The sequence below is a fragment of the Streptosporangium sp. NPDC023615 genome (assembly GCF_040640155.1).
Lineage (GTDB): Bacteria > Actinomycetota > Actinomycetes > Streptosporangiales > Streptosporangiaceae > Streptosporangium.
Map to the genome: position 1 here is coordinate 41,429 of NZ_JBFABE010000003.1, position 24,731 is coordinate 66,159.

At 73.9% G+C, this 24,731-nt stretch carries 21 protein-coding genes; 6 read left to right on the forward strand and 15 right to left on the reverse strand.

The annotated features are described in order from the left end of the window. Positions 1-63: 63 nt before the first annotated feature. Positions 64-1,785: a hypothetical protein gene (locus AB0G16_RS03170; RefSeq protein WP_362797806.1), complete on the reverse strand. Its 1,722-nt coding sequence runs from the start codon at positions 1,783-1,785 to the stop codon at positions 64-66. Further along, a complete protein-coding gene (locus AB0G16_RS03175; protein WP_362797808.1) occupies positions 1,761-2,546 on the reverse strand; it encodes an ABC transporter ATP-binding protein in 786 nt (261 codons plus the stop codon). Before AB0G16_RS03175 ends, AB0G16_RS03170 begins: the two co-directional genes overlap by 25 nt. A 196-nt stretch (positions 2,547-2,742) precedes the next feature. Between AB0G16_RS03175 and AB0G16_RS03180 the strand changes: the two genes are divergently transcribed. The 5 genes from AB0G16_RS03180 (at position 2,743) to AB0G16_RS03200 (ending at position 7,865) form a co-directional block, all read left to right on the forward strand. Continuing rightward, on the forward strand, positions 2,743-4,335 hold the full coding sequence (locus tag AB0G16_RS03180) for an acyl-CoA carboxylase subunit beta (protein WP_362797810.1): 1,593 nt from the start codon (positions 2,743-2,745) through the stop codon (positions 4,333-4,335). Continuing rightward, the gene (locus AB0G16_RS03185) at positions 4,332-4,538 is read left to right on the forward strand and encodes an acyl-CoA carboxylase subunit epsilon (RefSeq protein WP_362797812.1); all 207 of its coding nucleotides are present in this window, start codon (positions 4,332-4,334) and stop codon (positions 4,536-4,538) included. Before AB0G16_RS03180 ends, AB0G16_RS03185 begins: the two co-directional genes overlap by 4 nt. Positions 4,539-4,639: 101 nt before the next feature. Further along, positions 4,640-5,581, forward strand: a complete 942-nt coding sequence (locus tag AB0G16_RS03190; RefSeq protein ID WP_362797814.1) for an NYN domain-containing protein — start codon at positions 4,640-4,642, stop codon at positions 5,579-5,581. A gap of 197 nt (positions 5,582-5,778) precedes the next feature. Continuing rightward, positions 5,779-7,338, forward strand: coding sequence for an AlkA N-terminal domain-containing protein (locus tag AB0G16_RS03195; protein ID WP_362797816.1), 1,560 nt, complete (start codon positions 5,779-5,781; stop codon positions 7,336-7,338). Continuing rightward, a complete protein-coding gene (locus AB0G16_RS03200; protein WP_362797818.1) occupies positions 7,335-7,865 on the forward strand; it encodes a methylated-DNA--[protein]-cysteine S-methyltransferase in 531 nt (176 codons plus the stop codon). Before AB0G16_RS03195 ends, AB0G16_RS03200 begins: the two co-directional genes overlap by 4 nt. 80 nt (positions 7,866-7,945) lie before the next feature. Here the strand turns inward: AB0G16_RS03200 and AB0G16_RS03205 are convergent, their stop codons facing one another. The 12 genes from AB0G16_RS03205 to AB0G16_RS03260 all read right to left on the reverse strand — a co-directional run bounded on the left by AB0G16_RS03205 (position 7,946) and on the right by AB0G16_RS03260 (position 18,846). Beyond that, positions 7,946-8,893 (reverse strand): hypothetical protein, encoded by a 948-nt coding sequence (locus tag AB0G16_RS03205; RefSeq protein WP_362797820.1) that lies wholly within the window; start codon positions 8,891-8,893, stop codon positions 7,946-7,948. Continuing rightward, positions 8,890-9,537 carry a hypothetical protein gene (locus tag AB0G16_RS03210; protein WP_362797822.1) on the reverse strand — a complete coding sequence of 216 codons (648 nt, stop codon included), beginning with the start codon at positions 9,535-9,537 and terminating at the stop codon, positions 8,890-8,892. Before AB0G16_RS03210 ends, AB0G16_RS03205 begins: the two co-directional genes overlap by 4 nt. Positions 9,538-9,665: 128 nt before the next feature. Then, entirely contained in the window at positions 9,666-12,587 is a 2,922-nt protein-coding gene (locus AB0G16_RS03215) for a hypothetical protein (RefSeq protein WP_362797824.1), read from the reverse strand. 52 nt (positions 12,588-12,639) lie between these two features. Further along, positions 12,640-13,044, reverse strand: a complete 405-nt coding sequence (locus tag AB0G16_RS03220) for a pilus assembly protein TadG-related protein (protein ID WP_362797826.1) — start codon at positions 13,042-13,044, stop codon at positions 12,640-12,642. A gap of 89 nt (positions 13,045-13,133) precedes the next feature. Next, positions 13,134-13,565, reverse strand: a complete 432-nt coding sequence (locus AB0G16_RS03225; RefSeq protein ID WP_362797828.1) for a TadE/TadG family type IV pilus assembly protein — start codon at positions 13,563-13,565, stop codon at positions 13,134-13,136. Between the two features lie 7 nt (positions 13,566-13,572). Continuing rightward, positions 13,573-14,106, reverse strand: coding sequence for a TadE/TadG family type IV pilus assembly protein (locus tag AB0G16_RS03230; protein ID WP_362797830.1), 534 nt, complete (start codon positions 14,104-14,106; stop codon positions 13,573-13,575). Further along, the gene (locus AB0G16_RS03235) at positions 14,093-14,362 is read right to left on the reverse strand and encodes a hypothetical protein (protein WP_362797832.1); all 270 of its coding nucleotides are present in this window, start codon (positions 14,360-14,362) and stop codon (positions 14,093-14,095) included. Before AB0G16_RS03235 ends, AB0G16_RS03230 begins: the two co-directional genes overlap by 14 nt. A 2-nt stretch (positions 14,363-14,364) precedes the next feature. After that, on the reverse strand, positions 14,365-15,300 hold the full coding sequence (locus tag AB0G16_RS03240) for a type II secretion system protein (protein WP_362797834.1): 936 nt from the start codon (positions 15,298-15,300) through the stop codon (positions 14,365-14,367). Beyond that, positions 15,293-16,180, reverse strand: coding sequence for a type II secretion system F family protein (locus tag AB0G16_RS03245; protein ID WP_362797836.1), 888 nt, complete (start codon positions 16,178-16,180; stop codon positions 15,293-15,295). The genes AB0G16_RS03240 and AB0G16_RS03245 overlap by 8 nt, the downstream gene beginning before the upstream one ends. Then, the gene (locus AB0G16_RS03250; RefSeq protein WP_362797838.1) at positions 16,177-17,478 is read right to left on the reverse strand and encodes an ATPase, T2SS/T4P/T4SS family; all 1,302 of its coding nucleotides are present in this window, start codon (positions 17,476-17,478) and stop codon (positions 16,177-16,179) included. Before AB0G16_RS03250 ends, AB0G16_RS03245 begins: the two co-directional genes overlap by 4 nt. Then, positions 17,475-18,245: a hypothetical protein gene (locus AB0G16_RS03255; protein WP_362797840.1), complete on the reverse strand. Its 771-nt coding sequence runs from the start codon at positions 18,243-18,245 to the stop codon at positions 17,475-17,477. Before AB0G16_RS03255 ends, AB0G16_RS03250 begins: the two co-directional genes overlap by 4 nt. 1 nt (position 18,246) lies before the next feature. After that, entirely contained in the window at positions 18,247-18,846 is a 600-nt protein-coding gene (locus AB0G16_RS03260; protein ID WP_362797842.1) for a hypothetical protein, read from the reverse strand. 790 nt (positions 18,847-19,636) lie between these two features. On the opposite strand from AB0G16_RS03260, the gene AB0G16_RS03265 reads away from it, so the two are divergent. Beyond that, entirely contained in the window at positions 19,637-24,265 is a 4,629-nt protein-coding gene (locus tag AB0G16_RS03265) for an FtsK/SpoIIIE domain-containing protein (protein ID WP_362797844.1), read from the forward strand. A 173-nt stretch (positions 24,266-24,438) separates the two neighbouring features. Here the strand turns inward: AB0G16_RS03265 and AB0G16_RS03270 are convergent, their stop codons facing one another. Then, entirely contained in the window at positions 24,439-24,711 is a 273-nt protein-coding gene (locus AB0G16_RS03270; RefSeq protein WP_030907662.1) for a WXG100 family type VII secretion target, read from the reverse strand. Between the last annotated feature and the right edge of the window lie 20 nt (positions 24,712-24,731).

Here is a 24,731-nt window from a genome sequence, read left to right on the forward strand (position 1 = left end):
TCGTCAGGGTACCGACCGGGTTTCGACCGGCGGAGACCGGTCTCACCCATTGGACTAGACCACTCAGGTGGCCGCAGAGGTCGCCTCCAGCAGGGCCGGATACCGGGCGAAGGCCACCTTCCCGGCGACCCTGCGGGCGCCCCAGGACAGCAGCACACCGTAGGGGACCGCCAGCGCGCAGACCCAGAGGTGACCCAGCGCCATCGGCACGAGGATCGGCAGCGAGAGCAGGCCGGTGCCGATCAACGCGCCGAACGAGGCCAGGAAGGCGATGCCGCCCTGGCCGGGGGCCGCGCCGGTGAAGGCGTTCAGCCGCTCGGGCACGGTGTAGGGCAGCAGCACGCTGGTCAGCGCGCCCACGCCCAGCCCGACGCCCAGGACGCCCCAGGCGGTGATCACCGCGGGGACCGCCCAGAGGACGTCCCCGGCGAGCAGCGCGGCGACCACGGAGAGCAGGACCAGCAGCGGGACCGCGATCACGGTCACGGCCAGGTGCCGCCCGGCGATGTCGACGCGCCAGTCGCGGTCGCTGCCGTACACGACGGTGTTCATCCACAGGGAGCGGCCGTCGATGCCGAAGGCGTTGCACCCCTGGATCGCGATCATCGCCGCGCCGAGGCAGGCGGGCGCCAGCGCCAGGCCGATGCCGCCCGCGCCGCCGTCGTCGTTGTTGTTGATCGAGAAGGCCATGATCCCGGCGACCGCGACGGCGGCGAACCAGCCGACCCTGCCGCGAGGGTCGCGGCGGGCGTACTTGAGCTCCTTGCCCACGACCGCCGCGAGCGGGCCGTAGGGCAGGAACCTGGCCGACAGGCCACCGGAGTCGCGCACCGCCGCACCCTCGGTGGAGGCGTCCGGCGTGACCAGGGCGCGGCGCAGGGCCGCGATCCACAGCCACCCGACCACCGCGACCAGGGCGGCGAGCACGACGATCCCGGTGACCGCGACGAGGCCGCCGCCGGCGACGGCGTGCGCCGCCAGGCCGGACGGGGTCCAGCGCAGCATCGACGCCATGGCGCCCAGCAGCACCTCGGGGTCGGTGGACATGCCGCCGTTGAGCAGCAGGTTGGGGACCTGGGCGGCCAGCACCACGAAGATCGCGGAGATGGCCAGCACGTCGCGTCCCCTGCGGCTGCGCAGCACGCCCGACAGGGCCGTGGTCGCCAGCCGGGAGAGGACGACACAGAGCGCGAAGTGGAGCAGCACCGCGACCGCGCCCAGCAGCACCTCGCCGATCCCGTCGGCCAGCCCGGCCACGGCCCCGCTCGTGACGACCAGCGTGGCGGCCGGCCAGACCCCGGTGATCGAGGCGGCGAACATGCCGGTGGCGAGCCGCCCCGTGCGCAGCGGGAACAGCGACAGCCGCGACGGGTCGACGGTGTCGTCCAGCCCGAACATCATCAGCGGCACGATCACCCAGCCCACCAGCAGGAAGGTGAACAGCACGGTCACCGCGTCCACCGCGAGGCCGGGCGGGACGAACCGCAGCCCGGCCATCGTCATGAAGCCGAAGGCGGCCACCACGATCGCGGCGAGCACCGTGAAGACGAACCCCAGCCGGCGCTGGGTGCTGCCGCGCAGGTTGCCCGCGACGAGCCGCAGCTTGAGCCGTACGAACACCATGGGGCTCACCCGCGCGGCGGCCGGGGCCCCCGCGAAGGCCCCGGCGGGGGCGCCGGCCCGGGTGGACGGCGGGGTGAGCGGGGGGACGGGGGGGACGCCGGGCGGGGCGGGGTCCGGGACGGCGTTCGGGGTGGTGCTCACCTCGGGGTCGTGCCCAGCCATGACAGGCCCTCCTGTCCGCTCGTCCCCTCGCCGTCACGGGCACCGACCAGGGCGAGGAACGCCTCGTTGAGGCCGCGGCCCGCCCTGACCTCGTCCAGCGGCCCCTGGGCGACGATCCGCCCGCGGTTCATCACCGAGACCCAGTCGCACAGGCGCTCCACCAGCTCCATGACGTGACTGGAGAAGACGACGGTCGAACCGGAGGCGGTGTAGCGCCGGAGCACCTCGACGAGCGTGTTGGCGCTGACCGGGTCCACGCCCTCGAACGGCTCGTCGAGGAAGAGCACCGCGGGGTTGTGCAGCAGCGCGGCGGCCAGGCCGATCTTCTTGCGCATGCCGGTGGAGTAGTCGACGACGAGCTTGTCGGCCGCCTCGGTCAGGCCCATGATCTCCAGCAGCTCGCCGGAGCGGCGCAGCACCTCGTCCCGGGGGATGCCGCGGAGCTGGCCGTTGTAGGAGAGCAGCTCCCGGCCCGACAGCCGCTCGAACAGGCGCAGCCCCTCGGGGAGCACGCCGATGCGGCTCTTGACCGCGACCTGGTCGCGCCAGACGTCGATCCCGTCGATGTGGATCGTGCCCTCGTCCGGGCGGAGCAGGCCGGTGACCATGCTGAGCGTGGTGGTCTTCCCCGCGCCGTTGGGCCCGACCAGCCCGGCGAAGCCGCCGCGCGGCACCACCAGGTCGACGTTCCCGACCGCCACCTGTTGCCCGAACCTCTTGACCAGCCCGCTGGTCCGTACCGCTTCCGTGATTTCCGGCATCGTGCCCCCTTCCGGGATCGGTCGATCCTGGAGGGGGAACGAACGATCCGTCGTTATGGTTCGCCGCCCTCCACCGTGGCTCCGGCGGCTTGGTTCTCACCGCGGAACAGGCGAAACTGGACCGGCACCGCACGGTACCGTGCGGTGCCCCTGCCCCGGGGACCGGAGTCCGGGGCGCCCGCACTGGAGGTTTCCGATGAGCGCCGAGCCGGTGGATCCCGGACCCGACATCCGCACGACCGCCGGGAAGCTGGCCGATCTGGAGCGCCGGCTGCACGAGGCCGCCCACGCGGGCTCGGCGCGCGCCGTCGAGAGACAGCACGCGAAGGGCAAGATGACCGCCCGCGAGCGGGTCCTGGCCTTCCTCGACGAGGGCAGCTTCGTGGAGTTCGACGAGCTCGCCAGGCACCGGTCCACCAGCTTCGGCATGGAACGCGAGCGGCCCTACGGCGACGGCGTGGTCACCGGGTACGGCACGGTCGACGACCGGCCGGTGGCGATCTTCGCCCAGGACTTCACGGTCTTCGGCGGCTCCCTGGGCGAGGTCTTCGGAGAGAAGATCGTCAAGGTGATGGACCACGCGCTGAAGACCGGCTGCCCGATGATCGGCATCAACGACTCCGGCGGGGCGCGCATCCAGGAGGGCGTGGTCTCGCTCGGCCTGTACGCCGAGATCTTCAAGCGGAACGTGCACGCCTCCGGGGTGATCCCGCAGATCTCGCTGATCATGGGCCCGTGCGCGGGCGGCGCCGTCTACTCCCCGGCCCTCACCGACTTCGTGCTGATGGTCTCGGAGAAGTCGCACATGTTCATCACCGGCCCCGACGTGATCAGGACCGTCACCGGCGAGGAGGTGACGTTCGAGGAGCTCGGCGGGGCGCACACGCACAACTCCCGCTCGGGCGTGGCGCACTACGAGGCCGCCGACGAGGCCGACTGCCTGGAGTACGCCCGCGCGCTGCTGTCCTACCTGCCGTCCAACAACATGGACGAGACGCCGGTCTTCGCCGCCGATCCCGTCATGGAGACCACCGACGCCGACCGCGAGCTCGACACCCTGATCCCCGACTCGGCGAACCAGCCCTACGACATGCGCGCGGTCGTCGAGCACGTCCTGGACGAGGGCGAGTTCCTGGAGGTCCACGCCGGGTTCGCGCCCAACATCGTCGTGGGCTTCGGCCGGGTCGAGGGACGCTCGGTGGGCATCGTCGCCAACCAGCCGATGAGCTCCGCGGGGACGCTGGACATCGCGGCCTCGGAGAAGGCCGCGCGGTTCGTCCGCACCTGCGACGCCTTCAACGTCCCGGTGCTGACCTTCGTGGACGTCCCCGGGTTCCTGCCGGGCACCGACCAGGAGTGGAACGGGATCATCCGCAGGGGCGCCAAGCTGCTCTACGCCTACGCCGAGGCGACCGTGCCGCTGGTCACGGTCATCACCCGCAAGGCCTACGGCGGCGCGTACGACGTCATGGGCTCCAAGCACCTGGGCGCGGACGTCAACCTGGCCTGGCCGACGGCGCAGATCGCGGTGATGGGCGCCCAGGGCGCGGTCAACATCCTCTACCGGCGCGAGCTCCTCGCGGCCGAGGACCCGGACGCCCACCGGGCCCGGCTGGTCACCGAGTACGAGGACACGCTCGCCAACCCCTACCTCGCGGCCGAACGCGGTTATGTGGACGCGGTGATCCGCCCCTCCGACACCCGCGTCCGGATCATCAGGGCATTGCGGGCCCTGCGCAACAAGCGCGCCACCCTGCCGCCCAAGAAGCATGGGAACATCCCGCTGTGAAGCATTTGAAGATCATTAAAGGGGACGCCACACCGGAGGAGGTCGCCGCGGTGGTGATCGCCCTCTCGTCGCAGGCCGGACCGTCGATTCCGGCCTCAGAAAGCGCGCAGACGCCGAAATCGTGGAGCAATCACGCTCATGGCATGCGAAAACAACTCCCTAACGGACAAGGCGCGTGGAGATCGAGCGCGCTGCCGAGATAGATCCCCGGAACGGGGTGTCAACTTGCGCGAGAGTTGGGACCATCTAAGAAATGGGCGCATATAGTCAGCCGATCAGCTAGTTCCGAGGCCTGGAGGACGCCATGACCATCCTGGACCTCACATCACGCCCCATCCCCGGCAAGTACGCCGTCCTGGTCGACGTCGGCTACCTTTACGCCGCCGCCGGGGAAGTCCTGCTCGCCGCCAAGGAGCGCAAGGAATACAAGGTGGCGGCCGACGAGCTGATCCAGGCGCTGCAGAAGCACGCCGAGGAGCGCATCCATGGCGAGCTCCTCCGGATCTACTGGTACGACGCCGCGCGCGACCGGGTGCCGACCGTCGACCAGCGGGTCATCGCCCAGCTCCCCTGGGTCAAGGTCCGCCTGGGCAACCTCAACGCGCGCGGCCAGCAGAAGGGCGTGGACGCGCAGATCAGGAGCGACCTGGAGGCGCTGGCCAGGCACCACGCGGTGAGCGACACGATACTGCTGGCCGGGGACGAGGACATGGTGCCCGCCGTCGAGGCCGCCCAGGCCTACGGGGTGCGGATCCACCTGTGGGGCGTCGAACCCCCCTACGGCACCAACCAGGCCGAGCGCCTGGTCTGGGAGTCCGACACCGTCGAGATCATCAGCGCCGACTTCCTGCGTTCCTTCTTCAGCCGCGCCCCCGCGCCGGTCCCGGTCCCGGCCGCCCCCGCCGCCCCCTCCCCCGCCCAGGTCTTCGCCGGCCGTACGGCCGCGAAACCCAAGATCCCGGTGGCCCAGGTCACCAAGCTGGGCCCCAGCCGGCCGCGCGTCGAGGAGGTGGGCGAGCACGTCGCCCAGAAGTGGATCCTCACCCGTGGCCGCGACAACATCCGCGACCTGCTGCCCGGCCCGATCCTGCCCACGGTGATCGACACCGAGCTGCTCATCGAGGCGGAGAAGGAGCTCGGGCACTCGCTGCGCCCCTACCCCGAGGCCCGTGTCTGGCTCCGCGACGGGTTCTGGGCCCGCGTCTACCGCGAGTTCGAGATCGGTGTCGGCGTCTCCTCCAAGTGAGACCGGCGGACCCTCCCCGGGTGAGGCCGGAGGGCCGCCCCCGGGTGAGGCCCGAGGGTCCTTCCCCGTGTCCGGGCGAGCCCGGGGGATCTTCTCCGGGGAGCCCGGGACGTCCTTCCGGACCAGGCCGCAGGGGGTCGCCGCAGTGTCCGATTCCCGCCAGCCTCACCGGGTCCGCCGAGGGTAGCGTCGTTGTCGTGTCCGTTAAAGAGCTCGACTTCGACGCCTGTTACCGCGCGGTCGCCGCGAGGGACGCCCGGTTCGACGGGCGGTTCTACACGGCGGTCACCTCCACCCGCATCTACTGCCGGCCGATCTGCCCGGCCCGCACCCCCGCCACCCGCAACGTGCGCTTCTACCGGCACGCCGCCACGGCCGAGGCCGCCGGGTTCCGGCCCTGCAAGCGGTGCCGGCCCGAGCTGAGCCCCGGCGATCCCGGCTGGGACCACCGTGGCGACCTGGTCGGCCGCGCGCTCCGGCTGATCGACGAGGGCGTGGCCGACGACGGCGGGATGACCCGCCTGGCCGGACGGCTGCACATCACCGGCCGGCACCTGCACCGGCTGTTCACCTCGGAGATCGGCGTGGGGCCGCTGGCCGTGGCCAGGACAAGGCGCCTGCTGCTCGCCAAGCAACTGCTGACCGAGACCGCGCTGCCGATCGTCGACGTGGCGTTCGCCGCGGGGTTCGGCAGCGTCCGGCAGTTCAACGCGGCCATGAAGGACACCTACGGCTTCACCCCGGGCGAACTGCGCGCGACCACGCGCAGGACGGCCGACGGGAACGACGCCCGGAGGGGCGAGGGCACCGGGAGCGCCGACGACGGGGGCGGCGACGCGGCGGGACAGGCCGGTGGGGACGCGGCCGGGACCCTCGCGGACGGCGGGGCCGGCGCGCGCGCCGGGACGGGCCCGGACGGCGGGGCGGGAGCCTCCGCGAGCGTGCTGACCCTGCGGCTGCACCGCAGGGAGCCCTACGACGCCGCGACCCTGATGCGGTTCCTGGCGGCGCGGGCGATCCCCGGCCTGGAGCGGGCCTGCGCCACCTCGTACAGCCGCGCCGTGCCGGGCGGCACCGTCACCCTGACCCCCGAACCGGGCCGCGTCCGGCTGGACGTGAGCGTCGAGGACACCCGCAACCTGGCCCGGATCGTGGCCCGCTGCCGGCGTCTCCTCGATCTCGACGCGGAGCCGGAGGCCATCTCCTCCGCCCTCGGCGACACCTCGCTGGCACCGCTCGTCGCCACCCGCCCCGGGCTGCGGGTGCCCGGCGCGTGGGACGGCTTCGAGATGGCCGTCCGCGCCGTGGTCGGCCAGCAGATCTCCGTCGCGGGCGCCCGTACCCTGCTGGGCCGTGTCACGGCCCGCGCCGGGAGCCCCGCGTCGGCCACCGGGCCGGGCCTGCTGTTCCCGGACGCGGAACGGCTCGCCGAGGCCGACCTCGACGGGCTCGGCCTGACCGGGCGGCGGACCGCCACGCTCAGGGCGCTCGCCGCGAAGGTCGCGGCCGGCGAGATCGACCTGGACGGCGGGCAGGAGCCCGCGGAGGCGGTCGCCGGCCTGCTGGAGGTCCCCGGGATCGGCCCGTGGACCGCCGGGTACATCGCGCTGCGGGCGCTGCGCGACCCGGACGCCTGGCCCGGCGGAGACCTCGGCCTGCGGCGGGCCATGGCCTGCCTGGGCATCCCCGACAGTCACATCGAGCGGTGGCGCCCCTGGAGGGCGTACGCCGCGCTGCACCTTTGGAGTTCGGAATGATAGAGGCACAGGTTCTCGACACCCCGATCGGCCCGCTGGCCATGCTCGCCCGCCAGGGCGTGCTGCTGGCGGCGGGCTTCACCACCGTCGGCCCCGAGGAGATGTTCGCGCGCCTCTCCCCCGAGCTGCGCGCCGAGGGGATGGCGCTCAGCGACGATTTGGGCCGGCCCTCGCGGGCGGTCCGCGACTACCTGGACGGCGACCTGACCGCCCTGGACGCGATACCGGTGGAGCAGCCGGGCACGCCCGTCCGGCAGCGGCTGCTCACCGCCCTGCGCCAGGTGCCCGCGGGCGTCACGATCAGCTACGCCGAGCTCGCCGAACGGGCCGGGCTGCCCAGGACGGCGGCCAGGGCCGCCGGCTCCGCGTGCGCGCGGAACCTGATCGCGCCGTTCGTCCCCTGCCACCGCGTCCTGCCCTCCGGCGGCGGGTACGGCGGCTACTACTACGGCACCCCGGTCAAGCAGTGGCTGCTCACCCACGAGGGGGCGCCGGCCGCCGAGCGGCTCCGGGTCCGGGAGCACTAGGGACGCCGGAGCCCCCGGGGACCCGGCCCGCGAAGAGGCCCCGTCCCCGGGGGCCGGCACCGGTCCCGGGAGAGGTGCCGCTAGCCGGTCTTCCTGACCGTGCTCTGCACCTCGCCCACCGGGACGTCGCGGGTGGCCGAGGCCTCGATCGGGTCGTAGGCGACGTCCACCACGTCGTCCACGACCTCGACCTCCCAGGCCGAGTCGACCGTCAGCTCGTAGACGCCGCGCGGCTGGTCGATCGAGGCCCGCAGGTAGGTCACGCCGCAGGTGAACTTCGCGCCCTTCGTGTACGGCGTGCCGCTCGTGCCGCACCCCCCGGTCTCGACCGTCGCCCGTTCCTCGGTGGTACCCGACTTGATCTTGATGTCCGTGAGGTTGGCCGCCACGGTGACGCTCATGACCCCGGGCAGCGTGGCGGTCACGGAGCGGGTGGTCTCGCCGACGTCGCCCAGCCAGACCCAGGTCGGCAGGTTGACGTAGCTCTTGGCGTCCGGGCTGAGCTCGATCCTCGGCTCGGGCACGGTCAGCGCGGCACGGGCGATGTCGGCCAGCTCGGCCAGGGTGATGCCGTTGGGCGGGGTCGTGCCGGGCGGCACGAACACGTAGGTGTCCATCGCCAGCTGGCAGCCCACCCCGTCGGGGTCGGACGAGTCGTGGGCGACCACCCACCAGCGCCCCTCCTCGCCGAGCTTCTCCGCGAACGGCTCGAGGGCCTTCTGCCGGGTCTGCGGCGCTTCCGGGTCCGGCCGGGGGTTCACGGACTGCTGGTACTTCAGCATGTCCTCGGCGTTCTGCGCGGGTTCGTACCAGCAGGGGCGTTTGAGCCGGTAGCCGTCGCTCTTCCCGCCGCGGCCGTTCCCGCTGACGATGATCTGGGAGTTCTTCAGGGTGATCCCCGACGTCCTCCCCTTCTGGTCGGCCTCGACCCGGACGCCGGGGCTGTCACCGCCACCCGCGCCGCCGGGGTCCGGGGCGGTGGCCGGAGCGAGCAGGAGCGATCCCGCGACCACCATGTTCACGATCATCGAAGACATCCCTTCGCGCCCTCACTGAAAGGGTCGGCGTGCTCGAGCAGCTTGATCCGCCAGATCCCGTCGTCGCCCCGCTGGAGGCCGACGATCTGGAGGAAGGGACTCCTGGTCCAGTCGGGCTGCCTGCGGACCGCCTTCCCGGTCTCCGCGTCCAGCAGCCTCATCCCGGTCTCGTCCACGCACGCGCGCAGCTCGGCCCCCTTGCCCTCGAAGACCGAGACGACGTTCAGCGCGTACAGCCGGGAGACCCCGCGCACCGAGCGGCGCTGCTTCAGGAACTCCTTCACCCACCGGTACCCCTCCATGATCGCCTCGTCGTGGAAGACCTTGTGGTACGCGGTGTCCTCACCCCCGGTGACGACCGCCCGGAAGGATCCGGCGCGGTAGTCGCGGAGAGTCTCGATCATCCCGACGGTGTCCGGGTCGGTCACCGCCGGCCACTCCACCACCACCTGGACGTCCGGGGAGACCTGGACCGTCTCCACCCTCGGCCCCGTCCCCGCGGGGTCCGGCGAGGAGCCGCCGGCGGGCCCCGGAGAGGAGCCGCCGGCGGAGAGGTCGACGGGGGTGAACGGCTCGGCCGCGGGCGGGGCGCAGGCCGCCGCCACGAGCACGACCAGCGCGATCACGGTACGCACACCGATCACGTTAGAAGCGCTCGGCGGCCGGAACCACCGACATGCGCCATTCGGCATACTTCTCTCCTCGTCATCGTCCTCGTCCCGTCGTGTGACGTCCGCCGCGCGGGCCGGGTCCCGCGGGCGCGTCATGCCGTCGGGGCCGAGCGCATCCGCCACGAGGGCAGCAGCTCGTCGATCAGGGCCTCGGTCTCGGGCGCCATCCCGCCGCCGTAGGGGTGGGAGGCGGCCCTGCGCTGCAGGGCGTCGGCCACGGCGCGCAGCCGGACGGGGTCCCCGCCGAGGTGGGTGGCGCGCAGCAGGTCGCGCCAGAGCCCCTCGTCGTCGGCGGCCAGCAGCAGGCCGGCCCGCACCGCCGCCACGGCCTCGTCGACCTCGCCGCGGGCCATCCGCACCTCGCAGAGCCGGTGCGCGGCGTCCGCCACGCCCGCGGTCACGTCGTACTCCAGGTCGTCGGCGGCCAGCCACGCGTAACGGCCGCGCGGGCGGCCGCTCAGCAGCGGGCCGCGGACCAGGTCCAGTGCCCTCTCCAGCAGCGCGTGGCGCCCCGCGTTGTCGGCGTGCGAGCGGCGGACGAGGTCGCGGAAGACCATCCAGTCGGTGCACACCTCGGGACCGAGCCGGAGCCGTCCGGACTCGTCGGCGTAGAGGTTGGGCCTGCCCTGACCGTCGGTGCCCAGCCAGGCGACGACCCTGGCGATCGTGGCGTCCCTGACGACGGGTTGCACGCCCCTCGGCCACAGGATGCCGCCGAGCACCACGGGGTGGACGCCGCCGGGGTGGGTGGCCAGGTAGACGACGAGCTCGACGGCGAGCACCGCCCGCCCCTCCTCCATGGGCGGGGGGCCGACGACCTCGGCGGGCCCCAGGATCCGCACCTCGACCGAGGGCCGGGCGGGGATGGGCTCCACCTCGTCGGGGAGCGGCTCGCCCTCCAGCCGGTCGGCCGCCAGGAACAGGTCGATCAGCGCCCGGTAGTGGCGGCGGGGCAGCAGGTGCGCCGCGACGTCGAACCCGAGCGCGTCCACCTCGGCCCGGCCCTGCTCGGTGATCTGCCAGTTCCAGGTGGCGTGCGGGACGTCGCCCGCGACGACGTACCCGGTGGCGGTCCTGACGCCCTTCCTGGCGAGCAGCGCCAGGCGCCGCCCCTCCTCCTCGGTGGGGGGGACGGCGGAGAGCAGGTAGTGCGGGGTCCAGGCCGGGTCGGCGGCGCGGCCCCGGACGCGGCCGGTGAGCACCTCGCCGCCGCGGCTCCCGCCCGTGGCCGCGGCCTCCGCCTCCAGCTCGGGGAGGACCTCCGTCAGGTCGCCCGCGTACCTGATCCGGTCGGGGGCGATCACGGTCAGCTCCTCGCCGAAGCCGACCAGGGTGACCCGCATCCGGTCCGACCAGCGGTTGGTGGCCAGTTCCACGGCGAGCGCGGCCAGCGCCGCGGTGGTCTGCGAGCCGTGGATGCGGATCGGGCCGTGCGCGGCCTCCAGGTCGACGAGCACCCGGCCCTCGCCGTTGGAGCCGAGCGAGACCAGCCCCGGATACGGCGCGGGAGCGTCGGCGAGGGCCTGCTCGTCGATCATCCGTCCCTCGTGCGCGGGCAGGCGCCAGACCTGGCCGCCGTCGTGGGCCGTCCAGGGGGCCGGGGCCTCGGAGTCGGGCGGATGCACCCACAGGTCGAGGGTCTGGGCCGACAGGTGCGCGGCGTAGATCGTGGGCGGGGTCCGGTTCTGGGCGGCGAGGGAGCGGCCCAGGAGCCTGAGCCCGATGTCGAGCATCCGGCTGCCCGGGGCGTCGGCACCGAGCCTGAGCGCGAGCTCGGCGTCGGCCGCGTCGTCCCTGGGGCGGACGACGCGGCGGCCGAACGCCCGGTGCCAGAGCTGCTGCCTGCGCCTGCGGCCGAGTGCCACCAGCAGCCCGGCGGCGGCCAGCGAGGCGGCGGCCAGGTAGTCGAACATGTTCGGGTCCTGCTGCCGCCCCTGGTCCTGAGCCGCGTCGTGGCCCAGGTCGGCTCCGGCGCCCCGGTCCTGCCCCGTGCCCTGCCCCGTGTCCTGAGCCGTGTCCTGAGCCGTGTCCTGCCGCGGGCCGGCTCCGGCGTCCCGGTCCTGCCCGGGGCGCTGTTCGGGGCGCTGTTCGGGCGGCGTCCGGGCGTCACGGTCGGCGCCGTCGCGGGGCGCGGCGGTGTCAGCGTCGGGGGCTTCGGGGGTGGCGGGGAGCCGTTCGCCGGGAAGGTCCGCGGCGTCGGGGGTGAACGTCTGGGTGCGGCCGTCCAGCTCGGCCGGCGTGCCGCGGTGGTCGGCGAGGATGTCGTCGCGCGACTCGGTGGCGGGGACGATGTGCACGTTGCGCGCGTCGTCGGGCATGTCCAGGACCCAGCCGGGCCTGATCAGGTCGGCCATCCGCAGGCGGCTGCCGTCCGGCTGCTCCTTGTGCTGGTTGAGCCGGTAGACCTCCGGGTACCGCCGCCCGTCGCCGAGGCACTTCTCGGCGATCTCCCAGAGGCTCTCGTGGTGGCGCCCGTGCGGCGGCTGCACCACGTAGACCTTCTTGGCCTTGCGCGCCGGCTCCAGCTCGGCCCGCTCGCCGGCGACGGGGCCGGACATCGTCGGCAGGCCGGTGGAGACGATGCCGGGGAGGGCGGGAGGCGGGGCGGTGAGCTTGGCGATCGGCAGCGCCACCGCCGAGACGGTGAACAGCAGCATGGCCGCGGAGACCAGCCGGTTGGCGATCATCTGGGTGCCGCCGGAGAGCGGCACCCGTGCCGGCATGCCGACCCTGCGCAGCCCGCCGTAGATCTCGACCAGCACGCAGACGACCATCTGCAGCCACGCCAGCCAGACCAGCAGGACGAGGATCGCGACGATCGTGCTCGTGCCCACCTGGCTGGTCAGCACGTCGAGGTCGAGCAGCTCCCGCGGGAGCGGCGGCCCGGCGAGCCGGAGCAGGGCGTAGGGGACGCCCGCGACGAGCGCGGCCAGGACGATCAGGGCGCCGAGACCCGCCAGCAGGTCTCCCGGTGTGCGCCTGGCCAAGCTGCGCGCGGGCTGTCGCGTGGGCATTCGTCTCCCTCCTCGTCCGGATCGGTCGTCGGCCCGCCGGCGGGCCCGTGGTTCACGGCTGCGCGTCCTCCCCGGCGTCGGGGCCGGCCGTGGCGGAGGCCTCCATGTCCGCGCCGGGGAAGCCGAACGCGGCGAGGAAGAACGCCTTCCAGGTGACGGAGACGCCCACGGTGACCTGGTCCTGGCCGCCGGACGCGCACTCGGTGAGCTTCACGTCGCCGCCGCCGTGGGCCGCGACGATCTCCTCGGCCTTGGCGCAGGTCTCGTCCTCCCCCAGCAGCCGGACCTCCCCGGTGGCGCGTAGCTGTTCCTCGTCGATCTGGTCGGCCGCGGCCCTGGCCGCCTGCTCGGCGACGTCGGCGGCGCGCAGCCGGGCGTTGATGGCGGCGCCGCCGTCCACGAGGAGCCCGGCCAGCAGGAACACCGCCACCGAGAAGATCGCCGTGAAGACCGACATCGATCCCCGCTCGCCGGTCCGGCCCGGCCCCCGCCGGCGTCTCCTCCCGCCTCCCGGGCGCGCCGGGCGCGCGGGCGCCCGCGACGGGGTCACGGCTCGCCCCCCTCGACCCTGCGGAACCGCTCGAGCTGGGCCACCGAGTCACCCCTCATCTCCTTGGCCGCGCCGAACCCCAGGAAGTCCAGGTTCAGCGAGCAGGTCACCTCGGCGCGGACCAGGCCGCCCGGTTCCCAGTCCGTACCGGCCAGATCGACCCGGGGCTCGCACTCCCCGGACAGGGACGCGCCGGCCGCCTCCCTGGCGGCGTCCTCGGCGTCGGCCAGGGTGCGCTCGACCGAGGCGGCCCTGGCCGCGTCCCTGGCCGCGCCGTTGACCTCTCCCTGGGCCTCGACCACCCTCCCGGCTCCCACCAGGAAGAGCAGGAACAGCAGCAGGACCGGGGCCAGCAGGACCGTCTCGGTGCTGAGCGACCCGCGGTCGTCGCCGGGCGGCGGGGGGACCCGCCGGAGCAGGGGGATCACTGGTGGCTCACTGGCACCCTTCGCTCCCGTCGTCGGGCCGGAAGCACTCGATGGGACCGCCGAAACGCGCGGTCACGGTGAACGTGGTGGACGGCAGCAGCGGGACGACCTGGACCGCCGAGGCGGTCACCTCGACGCCCCGCTGGTCGCCCTCCTCCCAGGCCGTGACCGTGGCGCCGTCGAGGAGCTTGGGGCCGACGGCGCCGATCAGCTCCCGGGCGCGGGACTCGGCGTCCTGCTGCCAGGAGTCGGTGTCGACCCGGGCGAGCCGTGCCCCCTCCCTGGCCGCGGCGTCGGCGATCTGGCGTCCGTGGAACCAGAGGGCGAACTGCACGACGAGCAGCACGAGGACCAGCACCACCGGCATGATGATCGCCAGTTCGACGACCGTGGCGCCGCGCTCACCGTCCCGCCGCTCTCGGACCGGCCCGCGACCCGGCCCGCGGCCCGGCCCTCGGCGGCCCGGCGTACGGCCGTGCCCCGGCGCGCCGTCGGGCGCGTGACCGGCCGCGTCACCGGGCGCGCGGTCACGGGTCCCCAAGTTCGCCGCCCCCACCGCCACCGCCACCGCCGCCCCCTCCGCCACCGCCGCCTCCGAAGTTGTTGGAGATCTCGGCCTGCTGGGCCTCGACGAGGCTCTTGATGAGGGTGGCGAGGCCGAGCGCCACCCCGGCGATGATGGCCGTGATGATGACCCACTCGACCGCGGAGGCGCCCCGGGTGGGGGCGTTGCGCGCCTTGTCGATCCGGACGCGAAGAACGGCGGTCGCGTACACGACCCACGGATGGTTCAGCATGGTCAGGACCCCAATATCTTCATAGCGGCGGGGAAACTCAGGAAGATCACGAAGCCGGCGCAGAGCAGGAGCTGGGCGACGAGCATCGACTGGGAACGCTCGCCCGCCTTTCCCTCGATCTCCGCGAGCTCGCGGCGCCGCATGGTGGCGGCGCGGGCGGTGAGGGAGGAGCGGACCTTGGCGCCGTCGTCGGCGACCAGTCCCAGGGCCGCCGACAGGTCGCGCAGCTCGTCGACGTTGATCTCGTCGCCGAGCTGGCCGAGGGCCTGCCAGGGGGTGATGCCGACGATCCTGGCGTTGCCCAGCGCCTGGCGGATGCGGGACATCGCCCAGTTGACCCCCTCCTCGCCGGGCCTCGGGCTGCCCACCGAGACCGCCATCATCAGCGCCTCGGGCACCCCGCGTCCCCCGGCCAGGTTCATCGCGACCAGGTCCAGGAAGGAGCCGACGACGTGCCGGAAGTCGCGGCGCATCCGCGCGGCGTCCCTCCTGATCTGCAGGTCGGGCAGGAAGAAGAAGACCGCGGCGACCGCGAGCGCGACCCAGAGCGGGACGGTCAGGGACGGCCCCGACCCGATCAGCACCAGCCAGCCGACCAGCAGGGGGAACGCCAGCAGCCCGGAGACCGCCAGCAGCACCTTGGTGGCGAGGAAGCCCTCGAACGACCTGCCGAGCAGCGCGAGGTCCGCCCTGGCGGAGGGGGCCTCCCAGCCCCTGGCCGCGTAGAGGCGGGCCATCCGCTCCCCCAGGCCGCGCCGGAACGCGCTGACCTCCTCGTCGGGCATGACGAGCCGCGCGCGGGGCGTCTCACCGCCGTCCCTGGCGGCGTCGAGCGCCAGCAGCCGTGTCACCAGGCCGGGCCTGGCCGGGAACAGCGCCCGCACCAGCAGGAACAGCCCCATGCCGAGCACCGAGCCCGCGAGCAGCGCCTCAGTCATCGGCCACCTCCCCGCCGGAGGGCAGTCCCAGCAGGCGGGCGGGCTTGTCGAACCGGGCCAGGCGGCGCATCCAGGCGAACCCGGCGCCGAACAGCCCGGCGACCACGACGAGCACGGCCTGGCCGAGCAGGTTGTCGTACTCCTGCACGTAGGAGGGGTTGAACACGACCAGCACGACGGCGAAGGCGACGGCGGTGCCGACCACGATCTGCGCGCTGCGCCGGGTGGAGCGGCGCTCGGCCTCGACCCTGCGGCGCATGTCGAGCTCCTCGCGGGCCGACACGGCGAGCGCGCCCAGCACGTCGCGCAGTCCCGGGCCGCGCAGCTTGGAGTTGAGGATGAGGGCGGCCACCACCAGGTCGGCGGAGGGGTCGTCGAGCTCGTCGGCGAAGAGCCTGAGCGCGTCGGGCAGCGCCATCCGGGTGTGCAGGCGGTCGACCATGGACCGCAGGTGCGGGCGGAGCGTGGGGGCCGCCGCCCGGATCGAGGACGGGATCGCCTGCTCCAGCCCGGCCGCCCCGGCGATGGTGTCGCGCAGCGACTCGGTCCAGGCGGCCAGCGCCTCCAGCCGCCGCATCGCGGCGCGCTCCTCGGCGGCACCGCCGGACAGGCCGGGCCAGGCCATCGCGAGGAGCACCGCGCCCACCGCCATGACCGGCCAGCCGGTCACCACCAGCACGAGCACGCCGGCGAGGGCGCCCGCTGCGGACCGGGTGGACAGGGCACGCAGGAACGCGCGCCTGCCGGCCGTCCTGTTCGGGGCGGACGGCCGGGGCCGCACCCCGTACACCGCGACGAAGAGCAGGAACAGCCCGGAGCCGACCGCGACGCCGGAGAGCATCACCAGCGGGTCGAACAGGCCCGGGGGCAGGGAGGTCATCTCCAGCCCCCCGGGTCGTAGCCGAAGTGGGTGAGCTCCTCCAGGCACGACAGCGGCGCGTGCGGCACGACCCGGCCGTCGGGGGACATCGCGAACACCTCCGAGGAGAGCACCCGCCCGTCCACCCCGGCCACCTCGCGCACGCTGGAGACGAAACGGCGCAGCCTGCCGCCCACCGCGTAGTCGTTGCGCTTCTCGATGAAGACCACGAAGTCGATCGCGCCCGCGATGAGCATGTGGGTGGCCTCGATCGGCAGGCGCTCGGAGGCCTGGAGCGCGTAGGTGGCGATGCGGTTGAAGACCTCCATCGAGGAGTTGGCGTGGATCGTCGAGAGGGACCCGTCGTTGCCCTGGGTCATCGCGTTCAGCATGGTGACGATCTCGTCGCCCAGGACCTCGCCGACGATCACCCGGGAGGGGTTCATCCGCAGCGAGCGGCGGACCAGCTCCGCCATGGTGATCTCGCCCTGGCCCTCGGAGTTGGGCAGTCTCTGCTCGAAGGCGACCACGTTGGGGTGAAGCTCGGGGAACTGGTCCAGGCCGAGTTCCAGGGCGCGCTCGACGGTGATGAGCCGCTCGGACGGCGGGATCTCGTTGGCCAGGGCGCGCAGCAGGGTGGTCTTCCCCGCGTTGGTGGAGCCGGAGATCATGATGTTCTTCCTGGCCGCCACCGCGGCCGCGAGGAAGCGTCCCACCTCCGGGGTGAGGGTCCCGTTGCCCACCAGGTCGCTGAGGAACACCTTGCCCAGCCGGGAACGGCGGATGGAGATGGACGGGCGGACCGTCACGTCCATCACGGCCGAGAGCCGGGAACCGTCGGGAAGGCGCAGGTCGAGCTGGGGGTTGGCGGTGTCGAACGGCCTGCTGGACAGACCGCTGTAGGCGGCGAGGATCTGGATGAGCTCGACCAGTTCCTCGTCGGACTCGGCCACCGGGTCGCTCATCAGTTCCTGGCCGTCGGCGTAGCCCACGAACACCCGGTCGCAGCCGTTGATGTCGATGTTCTCGACCTCGGGGTCGTCGAGCAGCGGCTGCAGGCGGCCGACGCCGAACAGGGCCGCGTGGATCCCCGCGGCGAGCGCCTCCTCCTCCTCCGCGGTGGGAGGGGTCCTGCCGACGCCGATCTCCCCGCGGGCGAACTCCTCCAGGATCTGGGCGATCAGCGCCCGGGCGAACTGGCGCTCGTCCTCGCCGGTCATCGGCGGCAGGCCGCCGGCCTGGTCCAGTCGGCGCTGGTGGGCCAGCCTGTCGCCCACCTCCTGCCGGAAACGCTTGACCAGCGTGTGGTCGATGCTCACGGTCGTCCTCCGCCCGGCACCGGCTCGGGGGCGCGGACCTGGGCGGCGAGACGTCCGGCCAGTTCCCGGGCGGTGCGGACCAGCAGGGAGCGGTCCAGGCGCCCGCCCCACTGGCCGCGCAGCAGTTCCGCGCCCTTGGGGTCGTGCGCGAGCCCGCTCACGAAGGCGACGTTCCTGCCGGTGCCGGTGACGATCCGGCGTACCTCGTCGATCGTCGTGCGGTACTGCCGGGGGTCGGCGATCACCACCACCCCCACCTGCGCGTCGCGCGGCATCACCTGCAGGCGCTCGCGCAGGTGGGCGACGTGGTCCAGGCTCGCCCTGGTGAAGAGCACCACCAGCGAGGCCTCCGCGACGAGCTCGGCCAGTTGCGGGTGCCCGCCCAGGCGCCCGCAGTCGGCCAGGACGTCGGCGTGCGGCATCGTGGCCAGCGCCCTGCCGAGCGGGCCCCACAGCCAGGTCAGCCCGGCCGCCTGCTCGCCGTGCGTCAGCCCGGCCAGCACGTCAAGGCCGCCGATGATCTTCTGGGTGTGCTCGTGGATCTGTTCGGGGTGCAGCCCCCGGCGGGCGGTGGCTCCCAGGGTGAGCAGGCCCCTGCCGGGGTTGAGCACGCCGCCGTCGGCGGCGGGCAGCCGGTAGGCGATGTCCCCGCCCGCCGGATCGCACTCGGCGAGCAGCACCGGACGCGGCCAGACGGCGCCGAGCGCGGTGGCCGCCGTGGTCACGCCGGGCGCTCCCTTGTCGGCGGCCAGCACGATGAGCGCCACGTCAGCGCGCTCCCGGCAGTTCGGCGAGGGCGATCTCCCCCGCGGAGGAGTAGGCGACGATCTCCGGCGAGACGGAGCTGTCCACGATGATGGTGACCCGGCCGTTCGCCCCGCTCGCGCCCGGGGTGCCGATCTGGTGGACCAGGGCGCTCTGCGCCAGCACCCGTCCCTGCCGCTCCCTGCTGTTCCCGCCGGGGACGTGGATGACCTGGACCCGGTCCCCGCGCTCCAGGGTGCCCGGCGTCTGGCCGGGTTTGAGGGAGAGGCCGACCTGGGCCTTGCCGGGTCCCTGTTCCCTGCTGGAGGAGACCACCATCTCGCGGGTGAGGAGCGTGCCGGGGATGATCGTGACGCGGGCGAAGTTCTCCGCGACGCGGGCGCGCTGGGACCAGGCGACGTAGCCGATGCCGGTGTCGGCGATCTGGACCTCTCTCATCGACGCCTCCGTGAAGGCCTGCCCGGCGCCGATCTGCTGGGAGACGACGATCGCCGAGACGCGGTCGCCGCTGCGCAGGACGAGCAGGGTGGTGGCGAGGGCGCCGCCCAGGATGAGAAGGACGGCGAGGGCCGCGAGAGCGGGTTTGCGCTCGCGAGGGGGCACCGGGAGCTTGCGTGACGCCGGGCCGGAAAGGGCACCCGCCGATGACGGTCGCTCGGCGTTCACCGGGGCGCGGCCCGCTGGCTTCTCACTGGTCCTCATGGGTAGGGGGGCTCCCAGAGTGGTCATATAGCAGGTGGAACTACGGGTCGAATTTACGCCATTATGCGCACCGTGCCGACGATCTGCCGGACAAAATCCGGAACCCATGCTCGTTTGATAGGAACACGTCTGTCAACGCCACTTCAGAAGAAGGTGGCGGTTCGGCTAGCTGACACGAGTCTTATTTGGGTGATAAGGACGGTAAGCATCTCCTGTAACAATCGTCCCAGCATTTACCCGGGGCATTACAGCCGCCGGCCGACCGCTTCAACGCCCCTGTTCACGGCCCCCACTCGGGAGGCGTCCCGGAAAGAGGTCACCGCCATCCGGACCCGACACGACCGGCGCCCGGCACCGGCCGGGCGGCGTGTCACCCCCGGCGCCTTCTCCGGCGCCTTCCCCACCGTCACCGCGGCGCCGGCGGGCGGCCCCGCGCGAGCCTCGGACGACCCGACTCTCCGAACAGGTTTTCCACAGCCCGGCCCCCTCCGCGGGGCGGCGCCCGGACCGCACGGCGAGGCCGAACGCCCACGTGGACCGGCATACCGGCCGGGTGTCCGCCGGCGGTTGTCCACAGGCCGGGATGTTTTCCACATACCAGGCCCCGTGAATGACATTGCCGCGAACACCCTCTGCGGGACGGTTTCCACTCTGTACGGTAGATCCAGGGCCTGACCCGAGGAGAGCGGCGATGCGGATCATGCTCACCGTGCTCGGCGAGCACGCCGACCGCGACATCGTGGTCGAGGGAGACGAGACGACCACGGTGGCACGGCTCGCCGAGTCCCTGGCGGGACAGGGCGGCGAGCGGCCGAGCAACGTGGTGCGGCTGACACGCAGCAGGGCCCCCTACGGGCTGGGCCGCGACGCGAACGACGCCGAGCCGCCGCCCCTGTGGCTGGACGGCCGCCCCCTCGACCCCGCCGCTCCCGTGGTCGGCCTGCTGCGCGACGGCGATCTGGTCACCCTCGACCGTTCGCTGGCGATGGCCACGGTCGCCGACGAGCCCGGCGGGATCGTGGAGATCCGGGTGGTCGGCGGGCCCGCCGCCGGGTCGGTGCACCGCCTCAGCCTGGGCGTGCACACCATCGGCTCCGATCCCGCCTGCGCGGTGGCCGTGCCCGACCCCCGGCTGCCCGCGCGGGCGGCCGTGGTCCGGCTCACCCCGGACGCCATCACCGTGGAGCCCGGGGAGGAGAACGGGCCCGCGCCCCTGCTGGACCGCGACCCGGTCTCCGAGACGCTCCCCTGGCCCGAGCACGCCCTGCTGACCTGCGGGGGGACCGTGCTCACCCTCCGGGCCGTCGAACCCGCCGACGCGCACCTGGACGCGCAGCCGGACGGCGGGCTGGCCTACAACCGTCCGCCCAGGTTCCGCCCGCCGGACGGCAGGCGCCGCTTCGAGGTCCCGGCCGAGCCCAAGCGGGCCGAGACCATGCGGTTGCAGGTGCTGACCGCGTTCCTGCCGGCCGTGCTGGGCGTGGTCATGGCCCTGGCCACGGGGATGTGGTACTTCCTGCTGTTCGCGCTGATGACACCGCTGATCATGATCGGGCAGTGGTGGAGCGACCGCCGGCACGGCCGCAAGCAGTACCGCCAGCAGCTCAAGCTGTACCGGGAGCGCATGAAGGGGTTCGAGGCGGCCGTGGAGCGCGCCCGGGCCGACGACGAGGCCGCCCGCCGCGCCGCCGCGCCCGACCCCGCCGAGGTGCTGCTCACCGTGACCGGCCCGCGGCGCCGGCTCTGGGAGCGGCGCGACCACGATCCCGACGCGCTGCGCCTGCGGATCGGTCTCGCCGACCTCCCCGCGGCCCTGGAGTTCGCCCCCGAGCGCTCGGCGGCGATCGACGCGCCGCTCCCGGAGCCGCCGACCTGTCACGCGGTGCCGGTGGCGCTGGCCATGCGCCGCCTGGGCGTCGCGGGCCTGACCGGGCCCCGGCAGACCACGGCGGGGGTGGCGCGCTGGCTGGTCGGCCAGGCCGCCGCCCTGCACAGCCCGCGCGACCTGGCGATCGTCGTGCTGTCGGCGCACGGCGACGGGCAGGAGCGCTGGGACTGGGTCCGCTGGCTGCCGCACTGCGCCCCGCGCGCCGGACAGGACTGCGTGGCCCTGGTCGGCGCCGACCCCGAGGCCGCGGCCCGCCGGGTGAGCGAGCTGGCCGCGCTGATCGAGGAGCGCCTCGGCGACGAGACCGCGGCCGGCCCCGCGGCCAGGCTGGGACGCATCCCGGCGGGCTGGGGCGACCTGGGCGGCGCCGGGGACGACGGCGCCGCGCAGCCGTACGCCGCGCCCGTCTACGACGAGCGCCCCTACGACGTGCTGGTCGTGCTGGACGGCGCGCAGATGCTGCGCGTCCTGCCGGGCATGCCCCAGGTGCTGCGCCAGGGTCCGAGGGCCGGCGTGTACACGCTGGCGATCGACGGCGACCAGCGGCTGCTGCCCGAGGAGTGCGCCACCGTCGCCGCGGCGGAGGCCGACGGCACGCTGCGGCTGCGCGGCGGCGGCCTGGAGCACGTCGGCGAGATCCTGGCCGACCAGGTGGGCGCCGGCTGGTGCGACCGGCTGGCCCGCTCGCTCTCGCCGATCCGCGACGTGAGCCGGGACGACGCGGGCATGGCGCTGCCCGACTCGGCGCGGCTGCTCGACCTGCTCGGCCTCCCCTCGCTCTCCGGCGCCACCCTGGCCGCGCGCTGGGGCCGGGCGACCGAGGCCCCGATCGGGGTGGGGCCCGAGGGGCCGTTCTCCGTCGACCTCAGCCGGGACGGGCCGCACGCCCTCATCGCGGGCACCACCGGCGCGGGCAAGTCGGAGCTGCTGCAGACCCTGATCTGCTCGCTGGCGGTGGCCAACCGGCCGGACGAGATGACGTTCGTGCTGATCGACTACAAGGGCGGGGCCGCGTTCAAGGAGTGCGTGCGGCTGCCGCACACCGTGGGCATGGTCAGCGACCTGGACGGCCACCTGACCCAGCGGGCCCTGGCCTCCCTGGCGGCGGAGATCCGCCGCCGCGAGCGCCTGCTGCTGGCCGCCGGGGCCAAGGACATCGAGGACTACCACGAGCTGCGCGACACCCGCACGGCCCGCGCCTCGCGGGACCTGCTCGTCGCCGGGGGATCCGCGCCGGTCAGGCCGCTGCGCGGGCGCGCGGGCGCCTCGGCGACCCTGACGCCGCTGGAGCCGCTGCCCAGGCTGGTCCTGGTCATCGACGAGTTCGCCGCCATGGTCAGCGAGCTGCCGGACTTCATGACCGGGCTCGTCGACATCGCCCGGCGGGGGCGCTCGCTCGGCATCCACCTGATCCTCGCCACCCAGCGGCCCGGCGGTGTGGTGACCGCCGACATCCAGGCCAACACCTCCCTGCGGATCGCGCTGCGCGTCACCGAGTCCGCCGAGTCCGCCGACGTCATCGGCCGCCCCGACGCCTCGTACATCCCCAAGTCCGCCCCGGGACGGTGTTACGTGAAGTCGGGCGCGGGCGCGGCCACGGCCGTGCAGACCGCGCGGATCGGCGGCCGGAGCCCCGGCGCCCCGGGCGGCGAGAGCAGGGTGCGGATCAGCGAGGTCGGCTGGCGGGACCTGGGACGGCCCAGGCCGGTCCAGGCCGGGGCCGAGAGCGGCCACGTCACCGACCTGTCGCTGCTCGTCGACGCGCTGGTCGAGGCGGCCCGGGTGGACGGGGTGGCGGAGCAGCCCAGCCCCTGGCTCGACCCGCTTCCCGACCTGGTGACCGTCCCCGGCCTGCTCCCCCCCTCCGGCGACCGGTCCGGCGGCTCCCCGGACGGCTCCTCCGGCGGTTTCCCGGCCGGCGGCCTGTCGTACCGGCCCGGGGTCGCGGAGGTGCCGCCGCTGGCCTTCGGCGTCACCGACCTGCCCTGGGCGCAGGACCGGCGGGCGCTGGCGCTCGACCTCGCCCACGGCGGGCACCTGCTCGTCGCCGGCGCCCCCCGCAGCGGGCGGTCCACGGCGCTGCGCACGCTGGCCGGGGCGATCGCCGGCGGGACCTCCCCCGACGACGTCCACGTGCACGCGATCGACTGCGGCTCGGGGGCGCTGCTGCCCCTGATGGCGATGCCGCACTGCGGGGCGGTGGTCACCCGCGACCAGCTCGACCGGGTGGAACGACTCCTGGCCCGGCTCCGCGCGGAGGTGGGGCGGCGCCAGCAGCTCCTGGCCGAGGCCGGGTACGCCTCGCTGGCCGAGCTGCGCGCCACCGGCGGGCCCCGCCTGCCGTGGCTGGTCCTGATGCTCGACCGTTGGGAGGGGTTCGTCGCCGCGTTCGAGTCCTACGACTACGGGCGGCTGATCGACGCGCTGCTGCAGTTGCTGCGGGAGGGCCCGGCCGTCGGCCTGCGGGCGGTGGTGACCGGCGACCGGTCCGCGTTGCTCGGGCAGATATCCACCATCTTCGACGACCGGCTGATCCTGCGGCTGGCCGATCCCACCGACTACGGGCTGGCGGGCCTGGCCGTCAAGGACCTGCCCGCGACGCTCGCGCCGGGCCGCGCGCTGTCCACCGGGGAGCACGGCGTGACCGAGAGCCAGATCGCGCTGCTCTGTGACGATCCCTCGGGGCCCGCCCAGGTCGCCGCGCTGCAGGCGCTGGCCCGTTCGGCGCCGGAGGTCACCGGTGAACCGCCGATGCGGGTGGACGCGCTGCCGATGCGCGTCACCGCGGCGCAGGCCGTGGACCTGGCGCCCTCCTTCCGGCCGCCGTCCCCGCTCTGGGCGCTGCTCGGGGTCGGGGGCGACTCGCTGGCCCCGCTCGGGGTCGACCTGCTCTCCCAGGGCCCGGCCGCGGTCGTCGCGGGCCCGCCCCGGTCGGGCAGGTCCACGACGTTGCTGACCGCCACCCACTCGCTGCTCTCCCAGGGCACGCCCGCGGTCCTGGTCACGCCCCGGCGCAGCCCGCTGTGCACGCTGGTCGACACCCCGGGCGTGCTGGCCGTGCTGGACGCCGGAGGGGACCTGCACGCTGCCGTCGCCGGGCAGGACCGCTACGTCGTGGTCGTCGACGACGCCGAGCTGATCTCCGCCGACTCGCCCCTGGGCACCGCGCTGGAGGAGGTGCTGCGCAGCGGCAGGGACGGCGAGCACGGCATGATCATCGGTGGGAGCACCGGTGACCTGACCACCGCCTACCGGGGCTTCGCGGCCGAGGCCCGCAAGGGCCGCACCGGCCTGCTGCTCTCGGTGCAGAGCCCCGCCGACGGCGACCTGTTCACCGTCCGTCTGCCCCGCGGCGCGGTCGGCGGCCCCCCGGGGCGCGGTCTGCTGGTGAGCACGGGCACGGTGATCCCGATCCAGGCGGCCGTCCCCTGACCGGGGTTCACCGTCCTCGGCCCTCGGCGCGGGCCGCCGCCCGAGCGGGGGTTCGCCGTCCTCGGCCGGGACCGGCGTCACCCGACGGCGGGCGCCGGGATGGCGAACGCGGAAACGCCCCGCCCCCGGAGAACGGTCTCCGGAAGAACGGGGCGTTTCGGCCGGCCGTTTTTCTAACGGGTCGCGGACTCGATGTTGCCGCGGTAGGTGTTGATGACCCGGGAGGCCTCGCCGAGCTCCTCGGACATGCGCTGGAAAGCGGCCCGGTAGTTCTGCCAGGCCTCGCTGAAACGCTGGGCGCCGGGCCCCGTCCAGGCGGTGCCGACCTTCGCGGCCTCCCGGTCGAGTGCGGCCACCGTGGCCCTGACCTGGTCGGCCTGTTGGGTGAACTGGGTGGCCATCTGCTGCATTTCCGCGGGATTGCCGCCGAGCAAGTTCTGGCTCATGCCAGTCTCCTTCGGGTCGG